The sequence below is a fragment of the Streptomyces sp. SM1 genome, from assembly GCF_002910825.1.
GTDB classification, from domain to species: domain Bacteria; phylum Actinomycetota; class Actinomycetes; order Streptomycetales; family Streptomycetaceae; genus Streptomyces; species Streptomyces okerensis.
The window spans coordinates 1-16087 of record NZ_NEUB01000508.1 but is presented as its reverse complement, the minus strand read 5'-3'; the positions used below and the strand labels follow the sequence as shown (position 1 = coordinate 16087).

18 protein-coding genes and 1 pseudogene are annotated in these 16087 nt (G+C 72.7%); 10 read left to right on the top strand and 9 right to left on the bottom strand.

Annotated features, from left to right (window positions below; translation table 11 throughout):
- Positions 1 to 182: hypothetical protein (locus tag B9S61_RS43285; RefSeq protein ID WP_181007346.1), on the top strand; the 182-nt coding region annotated here is incomplete at its 5' end.
- A gap of 98 nt (positions 183 to 280) precedes the next feature.
- Here the strand turns inward: B9S61_RS43285 and B9S61_RS12435 are convergent.
- Both B9S61_RS12435 and B9S61_RS12430 read right to left on the bottom strand, forming a co-directional pair.
- Positions 281 to 541, bottom strand: coding sequence for a MoaD/ThiS family protein (locus B9S61_RS12435; protein WP_103542302.1), 261 nt, complete (start codon positions 539 to 541; stop codon positions 281 to 283).
- A 48-nt stretch (positions 542 to 589) separates the two neighbouring features.
- Positions 590 to 1585 carry an alpha/beta hydrolase gene (locus tag B9S61_RS12430; protein WP_374936203.1) on the bottom strand — a complete coding sequence of 332 codons (996 nt, stop codon included), beginning with the start codon at positions 1583 to 1585 and terminating at the stop codon, positions 590 to 592.
- 245 nt (positions 1586 to 1830) lie between these two features.
- On the opposite strand from B9S61_RS12430, the gene B9S61_RS12425 reads away from it, so the two are divergent.
- The 5 genes from B9S61_RS12425 (at position 1831) to B9S61_RS12405 (ending at position 7286) form a co-directional block, all read left to right on the top strand.
- The gene (locus B9S61_RS12425) at positions 1831 to 2610 is read left to right on the top strand and encodes a response regulator transcription factor (protein ID WP_103542301.1); all 780 of its coding nucleotides are present in this window, start codon (positions 1831 to 1833) and stop codon (positions 2608 to 2610) included.
- A 107-nt stretch (positions 2611 to 2717) separates the two neighbouring features.
- Positions 2718 to 3740, top strand: coding sequence for a LacI family DNA-binding transcriptional regulator (locus B9S61_RS12420; RefSeq protein WP_103542300.1), 1023 nt, complete (start codon positions 2718 to 2720; stop codon positions 3738 to 3740).
- A gap of 176 nt (positions 3741 to 3916) precedes the next feature.
- Positions 3917 to 4942 (top strand): S1C family serine protease, encoded by a 1026-nt coding sequence (locus B9S61_RS12415; RefSeq protein ID WP_103542299.1) that lies wholly within the window; start codon positions 3917 to 3919, stop codon positions 4940 to 4942.
- A 113-nt stretch (positions 4943 to 5055) separates the two neighbouring features.
- Positions 5056 to 5796, top strand: coding sequence for a response regulator transcription factor (locus tag B9S61_RS12410; RefSeq protein ID WP_103542298.1), 741 nt, complete (start codon positions 5056 to 5058; stop codon positions 5794 to 5796).
- Positions 5793 to 7286 carry a cell wall metabolism sensor histidine kinase WalK gene (locus B9S61_RS12405; protein WP_103542297.1) on the top strand — a complete coding sequence of 498 codons (1494 nt, stop codon included), beginning with the start codon at positions 5793 to 5795 and terminating at the stop codon, positions 7284 to 7286. Before B9S61_RS12410 ends, B9S61_RS12405 begins: the two co-directional genes overlap by 4 nt.
- 87 nt (positions 7287 to 7373) lie before the next feature.
- Here B9S61_RS12405 and B9S61_RS12400 read toward each other — a convergent pair whose 3' ends face one another.
- Positions 7374 to 8057 carry a TetR/AcrR family transcriptional regulator gene (locus B9S61_RS12400; protein WP_181007344.1) on the bottom strand — a complete coding sequence of 228 codons (684 nt, stop codon included), beginning with the start codon at positions 8055 to 8057 and terminating at the stop codon, positions 7374 to 7376.
- A gap of 92 nt (positions 8058 to 8149) precedes the next feature.
- Between B9S61_RS12400 and B9S61_RS12395 the strand changes: the two genes are divergently transcribed.
- From B9S61_RS12395 to B9S61_RS12385, 3 genes and pseudogenes are all read left to right on the top strand, one after another.
- Complete coding sequence (locus tag B9S61_RS12395; protein WP_103542296.1) at positions 8150 to 8854, top strand: NAD(P)-dependent oxidoreductase; 705 nt, start codon at positions 8150 to 8152, stop codon at positions 8852 to 8854.
- 46 nt (positions 8855 to 8900) lie between these two features.
- Positions 8901 to 9510: pseudogene (locus tag B9S61_RS12390) on the top strand (SMI1/KNR4 family protein).
- A gap of 22 nt (positions 9511 to 9532) precedes the next feature.
- Positions 9533 to 9712, top strand: a complete 180-nt coding sequence (locus B9S61_RS12385) for a DUF1737 domain-containing protein (protein WP_103542295.1) — start codon at positions 9533 to 9535, stop codon at positions 9710 to 9712.
- Positions 9713 to 9745: 33 nt separating this feature from the next.
- Here B9S61_RS12385 and B9S61_RS12380 read toward each other — a convergent pair whose 3' ends face one another.
- Together B9S61_RS12380 and B9S61_RS12375 are read right to left on the bottom strand one after the other, a co-directional pair.
- The gene (locus B9S61_RS12380) at positions 9746 to 10162 is read right to left on the bottom strand and encodes a hypothetical protein (RefSeq protein ID WP_103542294.1); all 417 of its coding nucleotides are present in this window, start codon (positions 10160 to 10162) and stop codon (positions 9746 to 9748) included.
- Between the two features lie 141 nt (positions 10163 to 10303).
- Positions 10304 to 12151, bottom strand: a complete 1848-nt coding sequence (locus B9S61_RS12375; protein ID WP_103542293.1) for a bifunctional UDP-sugar hydrolase/5'-nucleotidase — start codon at positions 12149 to 12151, stop codon at positions 10304 to 10306.
- Positions 12152 to 12308: 157 nt separating this feature from the next.
- On the opposite strand from B9S61_RS12375, the gene mshD reads away from it, so the two are divergent.
- The gene (gene mshD / locus B9S61_RS12370; protein ID WP_103542292.1) at positions 12309 to 13238 is read left to right on the top strand and encodes a mycothiol synthase; all 930 of its coding nucleotides are present in this window, start codon (positions 12309 to 12311) and stop codon (positions 13236 to 13238) included.
- On the opposite strand, the gene B9S61_RS43280 is transcribed toward mshD, so the two are convergent.
- The 4 genes from B9S61_RS43280 to B9S61_RS12355 all read right to left on the bottom strand — a co-directional run.
- Positions 13198 to 13524, bottom strand: coding sequence for a hypothetical protein (locus tag B9S61_RS43280; RefSeq protein ID WP_308457763.1), 327 nt, complete (start codon positions 13522 to 13524; stop codon positions 13198 to 13200). The two genes, mshD and B9S61_RS43280, sit on opposite strands and share 41 nt — an antisense overlap.
- Positions 13521 to 13877, bottom strand: coding sequence for a hypothetical protein (locus B9S61_RS43275; protein WP_308457762.1), 357 nt, complete (start codon positions 13875 to 13877; stop codon positions 13521 to 13523). The genes B9S61_RS43280 and B9S61_RS43275 overlap by 4 nt, the downstream gene beginning before the upstream one ends.
- 71 nt (positions 13878 to 13948) lie before the next feature.
- Positions 13949 to 15475, bottom strand: a complete 1527-nt coding sequence (locus B9S61_RS12360) for an ABC transporter permease (protein ID WP_103542291.1) — start codon at positions 15473 to 15475, stop codon at positions 13949 to 13951.
- A partial coding sequence (locus B9S61_RS12355; protein ID WP_146064809.1) for an ATP-binding cassette domain-containing protein occupies positions 15472 to 16087 on the bottom strand: 616 nt, incomplete at its 5' end. The genes B9S61_RS12360 and B9S61_RS12355, both read right to left, overlap by 4 nt.

Sequence of the window (16087 nt, the reverse complement as noted above, 5' to 3'; positions counted from 1 at the left end):
GCGGGTGCCGGCACCGGCGGCTGCATCTGCGTCTCCCAGGTCTGACCCTGCCACTGCTGGGTGTGCTGCTGATCGGCGTACGGATCGCCGTACTCCTGCTGCTGCCCGGGCCACGCCTGCGGCTGCTGCTGAAGAGGCGGCTGCTGCTGATAAGGCTGCGGCTGCGGCTGATAAGGCTGTGACTGTTGCTGAGACGGGTCGTACGACTGCTGCGGCTCATAGGGCTGATGCTGCGGCTCGTGCGAGGGGTGCGGCTCGTAGGACCCGTACGGCTGGTTCGTCATCGACGCCCTCCTGCGAACGGCGGAAGCACCTCGACCGTGCCGCCGTCGGCCAGCCGTACCGCGTCGTGCGCGCGCTTGCCCACGGGATCACCGTCGACAAGGAACGAGCACCGCAGCAGGACGCGCGTCAGTTCGGCGGAGTGCCGCTCACGCGCGGCGTCGAGCGCGCCGGCCAGCGTCTCCGCCTCGTACGCCTCCTCGGCCACCCCGGCCGCGGCCTTGGCGGCGGCCCAGTACCGGACCGTGACCTTTGCCATCTGCTCGTTCCTCAATCGGGAAGTCGGTTGACGGTGAACACCGTCAGGCTAGCCCGCCCGGGCGACCACCCAGTCCCCGATCCGCCCGAGCAGCGGCTCCGGCGCCGCGTTCTCCGCGTGGCCCATGCCGGCCTCGACCCACAGCTCCCCGTGCTCCCCGGCGGCAGCCGCCAGCATCCGCGGGTGGTCGAGCGGAAAGTACCCGTCCCGGTCCCCGTGCACGATCAGCAGCGGGGTGGGCGCGATCCGCGGCACCGCCTCGACCGGCGACAGCGGTACGGGGTCCCACCGCCGGTGATGGATCCGCGTCCGCAGCCCGTACCGGCCCACCAGCCGCCCGGACGGCCGGGTGACGAGCCAGTGCAGCCGCCGCATGGGAGCGGTGCCCCGGTAGAACCACCGCGCGGGCGCACTCACCGACACCACCGCGTCCACCCCCGCCTCCCGGCCGGCCGCGGCGTGCCGCAGCACCACGGAGCCCCCCATGGAGAACCCGACGGTGGCCACCCGCTCGTACCCCAGCGCACGCGCCCACTGAACGACCGCCGCGAGGTCGAGGACCTCCCGGTCCCCCACGGTCGACCGCCCGCCCGACACCCCGTGCCCCCGGAAGGAGAACGTCACGACACCCCCGTACCGCGCGAAAGCCCGCGCCACCCGACGCACATGCGGCCGGTCCGCCTCCCCGGTGAACCCGTGCGCGATCACGAAGACAAGTCCGGAACCGGAAGCCGAGCCGTAAGCGGAACCGGAAGCGGAAGCTGAAGGGAAATCGGAAGGGGAAGAGGAGGAAGGATCGACGCCCGGTTCGTATACGGCATCGATCGCCACACCGTCCTCGGTGCGCAGGAACTTCCGCAAAGGACCACCGCCGCGCGTCACCTCACGCGTCCCGGAATACGGACCGATGACGGAGCGGAAGGTGCGTCGACCGGAGGACCGATCGGTGGGTCGATCGGTGGGTCGATCGGGGGGCTGATCGGTGGGTCGATCGGGGAGCCGATGCGTGGATCGCGCCACATGACCTGCCGAACCGGTGCTCATGTCGGCTATTCTGCTGCGAAGAGGACTCGGGCAGCGAAGCCCCCGGGTCCTTTTGTGCTTTCGGGAGCGTTGTATACGAACGCGGGAAACCGCAGGTGTACGGGGCCGTCGGACGCACGCAGCAATGCCGTAAACGTCCTCGCAGGGACCGAGGAGGAACCAGACGTTATGGGCGAGCGAACCGTGCACGACCACAGAACGGACCCGACCCGAGCAACCCGGATCCCGGCAGGTGAGGAGACTCGATGAGTTCGCTGCTGCTCCTGACCAACGCACTCCAGCCGTCGACGGAGGTGCTTCCCGCTCTCGGCCTGCTCCTGCACAACGTGCGCGTCGCACCCGCGGAGGGCCCGGCCCTGGTGGACACCCCCGGCGCCGACGTCATCCTCGTCGACGGCCGCCGCGACCTCCCGCAGGTGCGCAGCCTCTGCCAGCTGCTGCGCTCCACCGGCCCCGGCTGCCCGCTCGTCCTGGTGGTCACGGAGGGCGGTCTCGCGGCCGTCACCGCGGACTGGGGCATCGACGACGTCCTGCTGGACACCGCGGGGCCGGCCGAGGTCGAGGCCCGTCTGCGTCTGGCCATGGGCCGCCAGCAGATCGTCAGCGACGACTCCCCGATGGAGATCCGCAACGGCGACCTGTCCGTCGACGAGGCGACCTACTCCGCGAAACTCAAGGGCCGGATCCTCGACCTGACCTTCAAGGAATTCGAACTCCTCAAATATCTCGCGCAGCACCCCGGCCGGGTCTTCACCCGCGCCCAGCTGCTCCAGGAGGTCTGGGGCTACGACTACTTCGGCGGCACCCGCACGGTCGACGTGCACGTACGACGCCTGCGCGCCAAACTCGGCCCCGAGCACGAGTCGCTGATCGGCACCGTCAGGAACGTCGGTTATCGATTCGTTACGCCGGAAAAGGTGGAGCGCGCGGCCGACGAGGCGAAGACGAAGGACGACCGGCAAAAGCCGTCGGATACGGACGAGGCACCCGCGGAGGCCGCTGCCGAGGCACCGTCACGGACGTGACAGCCGCACGCATGAGCGTTGCGTTCGCACATACGAGCCGTTTCGGTGCTGTTCGGAACCCTCTTCACTCCCTGCCCGTTCCGAATATATCCGCGTAGACTCCGCGCGTGGCCAAGGTAACCAGGGATGATGTGGCGCGACTGGCGGGTACGTCCACCGCCGTCGTCAGCTATGTCATCAACAACGGACCCCGGCCGGTCGCCCCGGCCACGCGCGAGCGCGTTCTCGCCGCGATCAAGGAGCTGGGGTACCGGCCCGACCGTGTCGCCCAGGCGATGGCGTCCCGGCGCACGGACCTCATAGGTCTGATCGTGCCGGACGCGCGCCAGCCCTTCTTCGGGGAGATGGCGCACGCGGTCGAACAGGCCGCGTCCGAGCGCGGGAAAATGGTGCTCGTCGGAAACTCCGACTACATCGGTGAGCGCGAGGTCCACTACCTGCGCGCCTTCCTCGGGATGCGCGTCTCCGGGCTGATCCTGGTCAGCCACGCGCTGAACGACCTGGCCGCCGCGGAGATCGACGCGTGGGACGCACGGGTCGTCCTGCTGCACGAGCGCCCGGAGGCGATCGACGACGTGGCGGTCGTCACGGACGACCTCGGCGGCGCCCAGCTCGCCGTACGCCACCTGCTGGAGCACGGGAACGCGTACGTCGCCTGCGTCGGCGGCACGGCGGACACCCCCGCCGTCGGCGACCCCGTCTCGGACCACGTCGAGGGCTGGCGGCGCGCGATGGAGGAGGCCGGCCTGCCGACCGAGGGCCGCCTCTTCGAGGCCCCGTACAACCGCTACGACGCCTACCGCATCGGCCTGGACATCCTCTCCGGCCCGGACCGCCCGCCGGCCGTCTTCTGCTCCACCGACGACCAGGCGATCGGCATCCTGCGCGCCGCGCGTGAGCTGCGCATCGACGTGCCGGGGGAGCTGGCGGTCGCCGGGTTCGACGACATCAAGGAGGCGGCCCTCGCCGACCCGCCCCTGACCACCGTCGCCTCCGACCGCCCGGCGATGGCCCGCTCGGCGGTCGACCTCGTCCTCGACGACGGGGTCCGGGTGGCGGGCTCGCGCCGCGAACGCCTGAAGGTGTTCCCGTCCCGCCTGGTGACCCGCCAGTCCTGCGGCTGCGCGTAACCGGACCCCGTACGCACACCGGGCACCGCTCCGCGGGCGCTCCCGGTCCGGTACACCGCGCCGAGAACCCCGACCCGCTCCGGCGCCGCGCGACAGACCTTTATATCGGGCATACACGGTTCTGTCGGGCTTCTCAGCCAGCACTCAGGGTGCTCTCATCGTCGGGCGCGAGGCTCATGAGCATGACCGAGAGCCCCCGCCCGAGCGGCGAGTACGAGAACAGCCCGCACCAGGTGAACCCGGAATGGCCGCCCCCGCCGGCGTACGCACCGGACGCGGCGGCAGCGCCGGACGCGCCCGCGCAGACCTCGCACCAGGCCCCGAAGCGGAAGCGCACCCGTGGCCCCGCCACCCTGCTCGCCGCCGTGGCCATCGTCGCGGCGGCCGTCGGCGGCGGCACCGCCTACGGCGTCCAGGAGCTGACCGGCAACGGTACGGCCGCCTCCTCGAGCCCGGCCGCCACCAACGTCGTGCCGTCGAGCCAGAAGGGCACGGTGTCCGGCGTCGCCAAGGCGGTCAGCCCGAGCATCGTCGAGATCAGCGCGACCACCGACGCCGGCTCGTCCACGGGTTCCGGAGTGATCATCACCGGCGACGGCGAGATCATCACCAACAGCCACGTCGTCGCCGGGGCCTCCTCGGTCAAGGTGCGCACCGACGACGGCACGGCGTACACCGCGAAGGTCGTCGGCACCGACAGCGGCAAGGACCTGGCGCTGATCAAGCTGGCGGACGCCTCCGGCCTGACGGCGGCCACGCTCGGCGATTCCGACGGCGTGCAGGTGGGCGACCAGGTCGTGGCGATCGGCTCCCCCGAGGGCCTGACCGGCACCGTGACCAGCGGCATCGTCTCGGCGCTCGACCGGGACGTGACCGTCTCCACGGACGAGAGCCAGGGACAGCGGCGGGGGCAGCAGGGCGGCGGCTGGCCGTTCGAGTACGACGGCCGGCAGTTCAACGGCGACACGGGCGGCTCGACCACCACGTACAAGGCGCTCCAGACCGACGCCTCCCTGAACCCCGGCAACTCCGGTGGCGCGCTGATCGACATGAACGGCGCCGTCATCGGCATCAACTCGGCGATGTACGCACCGAGCGGCGCCGACTCCTCCGCGGCGGGCAGCGTGGGCCTGGGCTTCGCCATCCCGGTCGACACGGTCAAGGCCGACCTGCCGGCCCTGCGCTCCGGTGCGACGGACTGACGCGCGGCCCGGCAAACGTGCGACGCTGAGGACCCGGGAGACCGGGCAGCGCACCGGCCCTCCCTCCCCCTCCCCGACGCACCGCCCTTGCAGACAGAGGAAGCCGACACACGATGAGCCCCGCCCCCGCAGAAGGCGACCGAGCCCCCCAGCGCATCCTGATCGTCGACGACGAACCGGCGGTGCGCGAAGCGCTCCAGCGCAGCCTGGCCTTCGAGGGGTACGGCACCGAGGTCGCCGTCGACGGTGCGGACGCCCTGGAGAAGACGGCCGCGTACCGGCCGGACCTGCTGGTCCTCGACATCCAGATGCCCCGCATGGACGGCCTCACCGCCGCCCGCCGCATCCGCGCCACCGGCGACACCACCCCCATCCTGATGCTGACGGCCCGCGACACCGTCGGCGACCGGGTGACGGGTCTGGACGCGGGGGCCGACGACTACCTGGTCAAGCCCTTCGAGCTGGACGAGCTGTTCGCCCGTATCCGCGCGCTGCTGCGCCGCAGCTCGTACGCGGCGGCGGTGGCCGCCTCCGCCGAGTCGGACGACGTGCTCGGCTTCGCCGACCTGCGGATGAACCTGGCCACCCGGGAGGTCACGCGCGGCGACCGGCCCGTGGAGCTGACCCGCACGGAGTTCACCCTCCTGGAGATGTTCATGGCCCACCCGCGTCAGGTGCTCACGCGTGAGCAGATCCTGAAGGCGGTGTGGGGCTTCGACTTCGAGCCGTCCTCCAACTCGCTCGACGTGTACGTCATGTACCTGCGCCGCAAGACCGAGGCGGGCGGCGAACCGCGTCTGGTGCACACGGTGCGGGGGGTGGGGTACGCGTTGCGGCAGGGCGGCGCGGAGTGACCGGGCCGGGCGGAACGGCCGAGCGGCGCAGGGCGGCCGGGCCGGTACGCCGTTTCCGCTCGCTTCCGATCCGGGCGCGGCTGTCCCTGCTGGTGGCGGCGGCGGTGGCGTTCGCGGTGGCGGCGGTCTCCGTGACCTGCTGGTTCATCGTGCAGGGAAAGCTGTACGACGAGATCGACGACGATCTGCGGTCGTCGGTGATCACCCTCCAGCGGGAGGAGTTCGGGCAGCTCACCGACACCTGCGTCCCGGAGCCGTCCGACACGGGCACCATCACCCCGCGCAGCAAGCAGTACGCCCAGCTGGTCGGCGCGGACGGCCGTGTCTGCGTGCTTCCCTACTCCGCGGCCGCGATCGACGTCACGGACGGCGACGAGGAGGTGGCCGCGCACCCGGACCCCGAGGAGGGAGTCTTCCGCAACGGCACCGACAGCGACGGCGAGCGGGTGCGGGTACTGACGACGGCCGTCGTCATCGAGACCGGCCCGCTGAGCCGGGCGGTGGTCCAGGACCAGGCCTTCGTGGTCGCCGTGCCGCTCGGCAACACCCGGTCCACACTCAACGAACTGGCCCTGCTCCTGCTGCTCGTGTCGGGTGTCGGGGTCGTCGGCTCCGCCGCCGCGGGTCTCGCCGTCGCCCGCGCCGGGCTGCGCCCGGTCGACAGGCTCACCGAGGCCGTCGAGCACGTGGCGCGCACCGAGGATCTGGGCATCCGCATCCCCGTGGAGGACGACTCCGAGGACGAGATCGCCCGGCTCTCCCACTCCTTCAACTCCATGACGTCCGCGCTCGCCAGCTCCCGCGATCTGCAGCAGCAGCTCATCGCGGACGCCGGCCATGAACTGCGCACCCCCCTCACCTCCCTGCGCACCAACATCGAACTCCTCACCCGCAGCGAGGAGACGGGCCGCCCCCTGCCCGCCGAGGACCGCACGGCCCTGCTGGCCTCGGTCAAGGCACAGATGACCGAACTGGCAGCCCTCATCGGTGACCTGCAGGAACTGTCCCGCCCGGACACCGATCCGCACGCGGGCCGCACGCAGATCGTCGCCTGGCAGGACGCCGTCGAATCGGCCCTGCGCCGCGCCCGTCTGCGCGGCCCGGAGGTGACCGTCACGGCGGACATCCACCCCTGGTACGTACGGGCGGAACCCGCAGCCCTGGAACGGGCGGTGGTCAACGTGCTGGACAACGCGGTGAAGTTCAGCCCGCCGGGCGGCACGGTCGAGGTCCGCCTCACCGGTGGCGTCCTCACCGTCCGCGACCACGGCCCCGGCGTCCCCGCCGAGGAACTCCCCCACGTCTTCGACCGCTTCTGGCGCTCCCCGGGCGCCCGCGCCCTCCCCGGCTCCGGCCTCGGCCTGTCCATCGTGGCCCGCACGGTCCACCAGGCGGGCGGCGAGGTGACCCTGACCCCGGCCGACGGCACCGGCATGACCGCCACCATCCGCCTCCCGGGCGCCCCGACCCCGCCACCGGACATGCCGTAGCCGGGCGCCGCCCCTCCCCCGCCACCGATGCCGCCGGGGACGGCGGTGTCCGCGCCGTCCTCCGGGACACGGCTCCCCGGCGGTCGTTCAGGCGGGCGGGGGTTCGTCCGGGCGGAGGGCGCCGAGGATGAGGGTGAGGCCGAAGGCGAACTCGTCGGCGTAGTCGTAGCCGGGCCGCAGGACGCGCTCGGTGGCGAGTTCGGTGAGGTGGGGGTAGGCGTCCGCGGGCATCTCGCGCACGATGGCGCCGGCGATCTCCTCCACCTCCGCCGCGTCCTGGAACGGCAGGCTGAGTTCCTGGAGCACGAAGCCGTACAGGTAGCTGTCGATCAGCGAGATGGCGTGTCCGGTCATCGGAACGGAGAAGCCCGCCGCCCGCAGCGACCCGATGACCGCGTCGTGGTGGCGCAGGGTCGCGGGTCCCGGCTTCGAGCGGGAGTCCATGAGGCCGATGGCCCACGGGTGGCTCCGCAGGACGGCACGGGCGGAGTCCGCGCGGTGGCGCATCGCGCTCTTCCAGTCCGTGTCGCGCGGCGGCAGGTCGATCTCGCCGAACACCGCGTCCACCATGCCGTCGAGGATGTCGTCCCGGCCCGCCACGTGGTGGTAGAGCGACATCGCCTCCACCCCGAGCGGCTCGGCGATGGCCCGCATGGTGAGCGCGGCCGACCCCTTCTCGTCCGCCACCGCCATCGCCGTGCGGATCACGCGCTCGCGGCTGAGCGGGGTCCGCGCCTGAGCCCTGCGCCGGCCCTTGCCTCCCTCGGGCATCCGCCCTCTCCTCCTCGGCTCATTGACCACCTTACGGGATAAGGCTACCTTGCCTTACAGCATAAGGTGCATGATGCGGAGGAGGGGCCGGTATGGGCATGGATCAGGTGAAGAAGGTCTGCGTCATCGGGGCTTCGGGGAAGCTCGGGCAGTACATGGTCCGGCACGCGCTCGAACGCGGTTACGAGGTGGTCGGCGTGTGCAGGGAGCGCAGCGTGCCGAAGCTGGCGGACCTCGAGGGCCGGATGACCGTGGTCCCCGGGCCCACGAACGACCCGGACGTGATCCGGCGGGCGGTCGCCGGGTGCGACGGGGTGCTGACGGTGCTGGTGCCCTGGGGCATACGGCAGTACGCGTCGGGCACGGCGCAGGCGGTCCTCGACCACGCGCGGCCGGGCGCCCGTCTGGTCTTCTCCTGCGGCTGGCACATCACCCGCGACGGCAGGGACAGGTACTCGCGGATGTTCATGCTGGGCGTGCGGGTGGCGTCCGTCCTCGGCCGGCTCTTCCGCGCCGTCGAGATCGACGACCAGGTGGAGGCGTGCCGGCGGGTGTTCGCGAGCGACACCCGGTGGACCGTGGTGCGCGGCAGCAGCCTTGAGGAGGGCGAGAGCCAGGGGCTGCCCGTGTGGAGCCGGCACGTGGGCGACCCGGTGCTGGCCAGCGACCGGACCCGCCGCACGGACTTCGCGCTGTTCATGGTGGAGGCCCTCACCGACGACACGCTCGTGCGGGAGGCCCCGGCGATCGTCGGCCGCACGACACCGAGCGCCCTCGCACACGCCCCCGCCGGGTGACACCGCTCCGGGGCGGGCCGTCAGTGGGCGGTGGCAGGGATACCGCATGAACACCGATCACGCCGATCCGGCGGAACTGGCCGCGATACGGGACGCGTTCGAGGGCACGGGCGGGCCGGCGCCCGCGCTGGGGTGGGACGCCGTGCGCGCCTTCGAGGCCGAGCACGGGGTCGTACTGCCCGAGCCGTACCGCACCTTCGTCGCGGAGGTCGCGAACGGCTCCGCCTCCGGGCCGCCGCACTACGGGCTGCTGCCTCCGGGCCGGCTGCCGGACGACTGGGACGGTGACGCGGAGGACCGCGATCTGAGCAGGCCGTTCCCGTTGACGGGGGCCTGGCTGTGGGAGGAGGACGAGGACGCCCCCGACCGCATCGACGACGGGAGCGAGGACCACGGGGGCGAGGACGGCGAGAGCGAGGACGAGGACGAACGCGTCGAGCGGGTCTACAACGACGGATCGATCGTGCTGGGCACCGACGGGTGTGCGATGAACTGGCATCTCGTCGTGAGCGGCCCTCGACGCGGTCACGTGTGGCTGACCGGCGACGTCGGTGCGGTCCCCTTCGGAGCAGAGTCCGGACCCAGCCGGCGGCGGACCGGGGTTCGCCGGCTGGGTCCGGTACTGGGCGGCCGGCGGTCATCACCCGCTCGGGTGACGGGTGTGGCACCGTGGGGGGCATGTCGACACCACCGGACGGGCTGCCCGAGTACCGCGTACTGACCGGACCCGATGACGCCGCGTTCTGCCGGCGGGTCAGCGAGGCGCTGGAGACGGGGTACCGGCTCCATGCCGGGCCCGCCGTCACCTTCGACGGGGAGCGGGTGATCGTCGCGCAGGCGGTGGTGTGGGCCGGATAGGGCAGCCGGCAGCCGCAGGATTCCTCGGGGCGCCTACGGCTTGCCGGTCCACCGCCTCAGCACGTCGACCGTGTTCCCGGGGTCCGTGTTGAAGCCGAGCCGGATTCCGGGCACCGCCTCGGTGAGGACGTTGACCAGCCGCTCGAACAGCGGTGTGTGCTCCGGGAAGAGGCGTACGCCACCGCCGATCACCGCGAGGCCGAACCGGTGCTCCCGGAGGTGCTCCCGGACGGTCTCCTCGGCCTGGTCCGGGGACGGTTCGACGGGGCACCGGATCACGTCGAACCCCGCTTCGCGCAGCGCCGCGTTCCCCGCCTCGAGCCGGGCGGTGAGCACCGCCTCGTCCAGTCCTTCGGGCATGCGGCCGTAGTCGAGCGTGCTCGGACGCAGTCCGATGTACAGGACCTTCGTGTCGCCCGGCAGCGGGATCGATGTCGTCGGTCGGCTCATGGCGGGGCCCTCCCCGGCTCGTGTCGCGGTGGCCTTGCCGGTGGACAACGCGGGGCGGGCGCCCCGTATGCCGCGACGAGCACGCCGCGGGGCCGGTACGAGGTGTGTTCCGCGTCCTCGTACCGGCCCCGGCCGTGACTGCTACTGCACGATGGTGATGCGGTCCGCCGCCGGCGGGGCGAGCGGGGTGGTGGCCGAGGAGTTGGCCGTCAGGTACTGCTCCAGGGCCGTCAGGTCGTCCTCGCCGACCAGGTCGCTCGTGCCCTGGCCGAGGGTCGGGAAGCCGTCGCCGCCGCCCGCGAGGAAGCTGTTCGTCGCGACGCGGTAGGTGGCGGCCGGGTCGATCGCGGAGCCGTCGAGCCTGATGGAGTCCGTGACCACGCGGTCCGCGCCCGTCTTCGTCAGGTCCAGGGTGTAGGTCAGCCCGGACGAGATCTGAAGGATCTTGGGCGCCGCCTCGTTCGGGCCGCTGACCTGCTCCTTCAGCGCCTGGATCAGCTGCGCGCCGGTGAAGTCCTGGAGGTTGACCGTGTTGGCGAACGGCTGGACCGTGAAGCCCTCGGCGTAGGTCACCACGCCGTCGCCCTCGCCGCCACCGGCCGCGTGGGTGAGGGAGGCGCGGATGCCGCCCGGGTTCATCAGGGCCAGGTCGGTCTCCGCGTCCAGCGCCCTGCCGTACGCCAGTTGCGCGTCGGCGATCAGGTCACCGAGCGGGGATTCCGTGCCGTCGCGCACGATGTCGCCGGAGATGTAGCCGATCGGGCGGTTGCCGATCGGGGCGGCGAGCGTGTTCCACCGGTCGATCAGGCGGGTCATGTCGGGCGCCTTGGGGACGTCCCGGGTGACGACGTGGTTCGCCGACTTCACGGCCGTACGGGCGATGTCACCCGTCCGGCGGTCGTACGTCAGCGTGGTGTCCGTGTAGAGGCGGCCGAAGGAGGCGGCCGAGGTGACCGTGCGCGGCTTGCCCGACGGGTCCGGGATGGTGCAGGCGTAGGCCGCGTGGGTGTGGCCGGTGACCAGCGCGTCCACGTCCGGCGTGACGCTCTTGGCGATGTCCGCGATCGGGCCCGAGATGCCGTCGCCGGCGCCCGGGGAGTCGCAGTCGTAGTTGTAGGAGGACGACGCCGGGAAGCCGCCCTCGTGGATGAGCGCCACGATGGACTTCACGCCCTTGCGGCGCAGTTCCCTGGCGTACTTGTTGATCGTCTCGGCCTCGTCCTCGAAGGACAGGCCCTTCACGCCCTCGGCGGAGACGATGTCCGGGGTGCCCTCGAGGGTCACGCCGATGAAGCCGACCTTGACGTCCCTCTGCTTCCACACCCAGTACGGCTTGAGGAGGGGCTTGTCGGTCTTCTCGTCCAGGACGTTCGCCGCCAGGTACGGGAAGTCGGCGCCCTTGAACCTCTTGTCCGTGTAGCAGCCGTCCACCGGGTGGCAGCCGCCGTTCTGGAGGCGGCCCAGCTCGCGCGCGCCCTCGTCGAACTCGTGGTTGCCGACCGAGGTGACGTCCAGGTCGAGCCTGTTCAGCGCCTCGATGGTGGGCTCGTCGTGGAACAGGCCCGAGATCAGCGGGGACGCGCCGACCATGTCGCCGCCGGCCGCGGTGATGGAGTAGCGGTTGCCCTTGCGGGCCTCGCGCAGGTGCGTGGCCAGGTACTCGACGCCGCCCGCGTCGATGGTCTTCGTCGTGCCGTCCGGCTGGAGTTCGGTGACCCGGCCGGACGAGCCCGCCGGGGGTTCCAGGTTGCCGTGCAGGTCGTTGAAGGACAGCAGTTGCACGTCCTGGTAGCGGCCCGGCCGGTCGTGGTGGTGGCCGCGCGGCTCGCCCTTGCTCCCGCTGTTCTCGCCCGCGGTCGCCGAGCCGGGCAGGGCGGCGGCGGCCAGCGCGCCGACGGTGAGGACACCGGCGGCGGTCGCGAGAAGTCGGTTCGTACGGCGTCTGCGGCGCGGGTGGTTCTGGTGCTGCGCCGGGGATGTGGCTGGCATGCGCCCCCCTGTGGGTCCGAGTGGGTACCGGCGCAGCCTAAAGTCAACGCGCGTAGTGCGACAGGTCATTCAGGGTTACATCCTGGTGTGTTTTCACCGACACCGTTGTCGTCCGCTGTGCGCCACCCTTCCGCGCGGTCCCCTTACCCTCGTACGCATGACCAGCGACGACTTCGCACGGCCCGGCCGGCCCCGCTCCCTCCAGACCTACGCCGCGCTCCCCCCGGAGCGGACCGAGGCGGTGCTCGCCCTGCTCGCCGAGGCCGCCCGCGCCGACGGCTCGCAGGCGGTGTCCGAACAGGGGCGGCTGCAACTGCGCGGCGGGGATCGGGAAGGGGTCTCGCATCTGCTGCTCTCCGTCGACGGTGAGCTCGTCGGGTACGCCCAGTTGGAGGACACCGATCCGGTGGAACCGCCGGCCGCCGAACTGGTCGTCCACCCCTCCCACCGTGGCCACGGACACGGGCGGGCCCTCGGGAACGCGCTGCTCGCCGCCTCCGGCAAGCGGCTGCGGGTGTGGGCGCACGGCGGCCACTCCGCCGCCCGGCATCTGGCGCAGGTGCTCGGACTCACGCTGTTCCGCGAACTGCGGCAGCTGCGGCGCCCGTTGGCCGGCCTCGGCGGGCTCGAGCCGGTGCTGCCGGAGGGCGTGCGCGTCCGTACGTTCGTGCCGGGCCGGGACGACGCGGCCTGGCTCGCGCTGAACGCCGCCGCCTTCGCCCACCACCCCGAGCAGGGCTCACTCACCCAGCGCGACCTCGACGACCGCAAGGCCGAACCGTGGTTCGACCCCGAGGGGTTCTTCCTCGCCGAGGACGAGGGCGGCCGGCTCGTCGGCTTCCACTGGACCAAGGCGCACGAGGCGGAGGGGCTCGGCGAGGTGTACGTCCTCGGCGTGAGCCCCGACGCCCAGGGCGGCGGCCTCGGCAAGTCCCTCACCGCGATCGGGCTGCGGTATCTGGCGGGCAGGGGACTGCCGACGGCCATGCTCTACGTCGACGCCGACAACAAGGCGGCGGTCTCCGTCTACGAGCGGCTGGGGTTCGTCACCCACGAGACCGATCTGATGTACCGGACGGAGACCTGAGCCGGCGGCGCACGGAGCGCCGTACCGGCTCCGTGACGGCCACCGCCCCCGTCAGCAGCACGGCGCACAGCAGCACCGTCCAGCGGTCGTGGGCCGCCGCCCACCTCGGATCGTCCGGGCCCACGAACAGGGCCCGGTCGTCGGGGCACAGCAGCGGCGCCAGGATCGCGCAGCCCAGCACGAACCCGGCGACCGCCTGCCCCGGCCGGGCACTGTCCCCGCGGTGCACCGCCAGCGCCGCCCCGGTCAGGGCGAGGGCCAGGGCGGTCGCCGCCTCGACGGTCATGGCGGCCGCCGGGGGGGGCGGGCCGGCTCCGGGACGGCGAGCAGGGACGCGGCCCACCACAGGGCGGCGACCGGGACGAGAAGGGCCAAACGCAGTCCGTGACGGAGGGCGCGCCGGGTGGGAACGGCGGCCGTGGTGTGCCGGGCCGGGTCGTCCAGCAGGAAGGCCGCCCCCAGGGCGAAGGCCACGGCGGACGCCCGCAGCGCGATCAGCGCCGGCCGGCCGCCCGGCTCGTCCTCCGTCAGCCCCGGGTACGCGGCGAGGAGCAGGCCGAGGCCGGCGGCCGCCGCGATCATCCGCCAGGGCATGGTCCGTACGACCGGCCGCAGCAGTTCCGACACCTTCTCCGGCACCGGCACCGGTCCCGGTGGTCCGCCGGCGGCCGGACCTCCGGCCGCCGGCCGGAGGTTCACCGACTCCCCGCTCACTCGCACTCGTCCTCGCCCTCCGGCGCGTCCAGGCCGAGCACCCGGGCGACCTGTTCCGCCGTCACGTCCGGGGCGGTCAGCTCGGCCCAGCCGGCCCTCACCTTCGCGGCGGCCTCGTCACGGGGCAGCCGCAGCAGTTCCACCACGAGTTCCGTGTGGGCGGTGGTCATCGACAGCGGTTCCGTCTGCGAGACGACGATCGCCGAGCCGGAGTCGCCGTCGTCCAGACGCACGCGCCGCAGATCGCTCATCGGGTCGGGCCGGCCGGCGAGGCCCAGCCACATCACGGTGACGATCCGGCCGTCGCACATCTCGCCCAGCGCCTTCTCCTCCCCCGTGGCCAGCACACCGGCGACGGTGACGGCGAACTCCGGGACGCGGTTGCCGCCCCAGGACGTGCCGACGGTCACCTCGCCCGGACGGGGGGACGGGGCGAGCGCGGCGTCGCTGTCCAGGCCGTAACGCGCCTCGAACCGCTGCCGTACGGTCAGCGGCCGGTCCCCGGCGCCACCTCCGGTGCGGGACCGCACGTCCTCCACGATCCCCGCCCAGTCACCGGTACGCGGCCCCCACTCGGGGAAGGCGCAGTACGTGGTGCCGTCCCGTTCGACGCACTTCTGCGTCTTCTCCGGGTCGACCGTGGCCTGCTCGCGCGCCTCGGTCAGCTCCTCCGGCACCCCCCGGGACTGCCCCACCGCACCGACCATGGTCAGCGCCACCGCACAGGCGACACCCGCCTGGACGGTCCGCAGCCGGGCGCCCCCGGCGACCGGCACCGCCACCAGCGCCACGCTCAGGGCGAGGCCCGCGAGGTACAGGGCGTGCCAGCCGGCGGGGCGTCCGATCAGGTCGGAGGGGAGCGTGGCGAGGCTGTTCTCGCCGACCGACGGCACCAGCCACCGTGCCCAGCCCGCGTTGTCGGGCTCCGCCGCGAGCGAGAAGAAGAGGAGGAAGAAGACGATCAGCAGCGGGGCACCGAGGGGCACGGGCAGCAGCCGCCCCAGCAGCACGCCGAACCCGCCGAGCAGCAGCACCGACAGCGGCCCGACCAGGAGTTCGCCCGGGGAGCCGTGCCCGACGGCGCCCGGCTTGAGTGCCTCCCAGGTGAACTGGGCGCCCACGCACAGCGCGACGAGCAGCGCCACCGGCACGACGGACAGCAGATGCGCGACCGTACGGCGCCACGGCTGGACCAGCAGCACGGACAGGTGCCGGTCGGTGTCGTGCCGGCGTGAGCGCAACACGGCCTGGTGCACGCTCAGCAGCACCGCGAGGCCGACGAGCAGCGGCCCGTTCTGGGTGGCCCGGTCGACGTCATGCAGCGCGGGGAAGCCGTCGTACGCGTCGAGGGCGCGCCACACGATCCAGGCGAGGTAGACCGCGAACGCGACCAGGACGGGCACCCGCAGCAGGAGTCTGCGGGTCTCGAAACCGGCCAGGACGAACACGGCCGACCAGGAGGCGCGGGGTCCGGCCGTCACCGCGGCCGGGGACGGGGTCGGCAGCTCGGTCGTCGTGGTCATGCCGTCACCGCCGCGCTCGTTCCGTCGAGGGTGAGCAGGTAGCCGTCCTCCAGGGTGGGTTCGAGCAGGTCGGCGCCGGCGGGCGGGTCGCCCACGTTGCGGAAGGTGCCCGTCCCCGTGCGCCATCCGGCCTTCGCGCCCGCGGCCCGCTCCGCGCTGTTCCACACCCGTCCGGCGGCCTGCGCGGTCAGCTCGGCCGGGGTGCCGTCGAAGCGGACGGCACCGTCGGCCAGCACCACCACCCGGTGGCAGAGCATCGCCACCTCCTCGGTCTGGTGCGTGGACAGCAGCACCGTACGGTCCTCTCCGGCCCGTGCGATCAACTCACGGAACCGCATGCGCTGTTCGGGGTCCAGTCCGACGGTCGGCTCGTCGAGGACGACGAACCCGGGGTCGCCGACGAGCGCGGCCGCCAGCGCCACCCGCTGCCGCATCCCGCCGGACAGCTTCCTGATGCGCTTGCCGCGTACGTCGGCGAGGCCGGCCTCGCCGAGCGCCCGCCGCACCTCACGGTGCCGGGCGGCGCGGTCGGTGAGCTCCTTGACGCAGGGCGTCTCCCCGGCCCGCTGGCTGGCCTCCCGGCTCGCCTTCCCGGCCGCACTGACCGCCGCG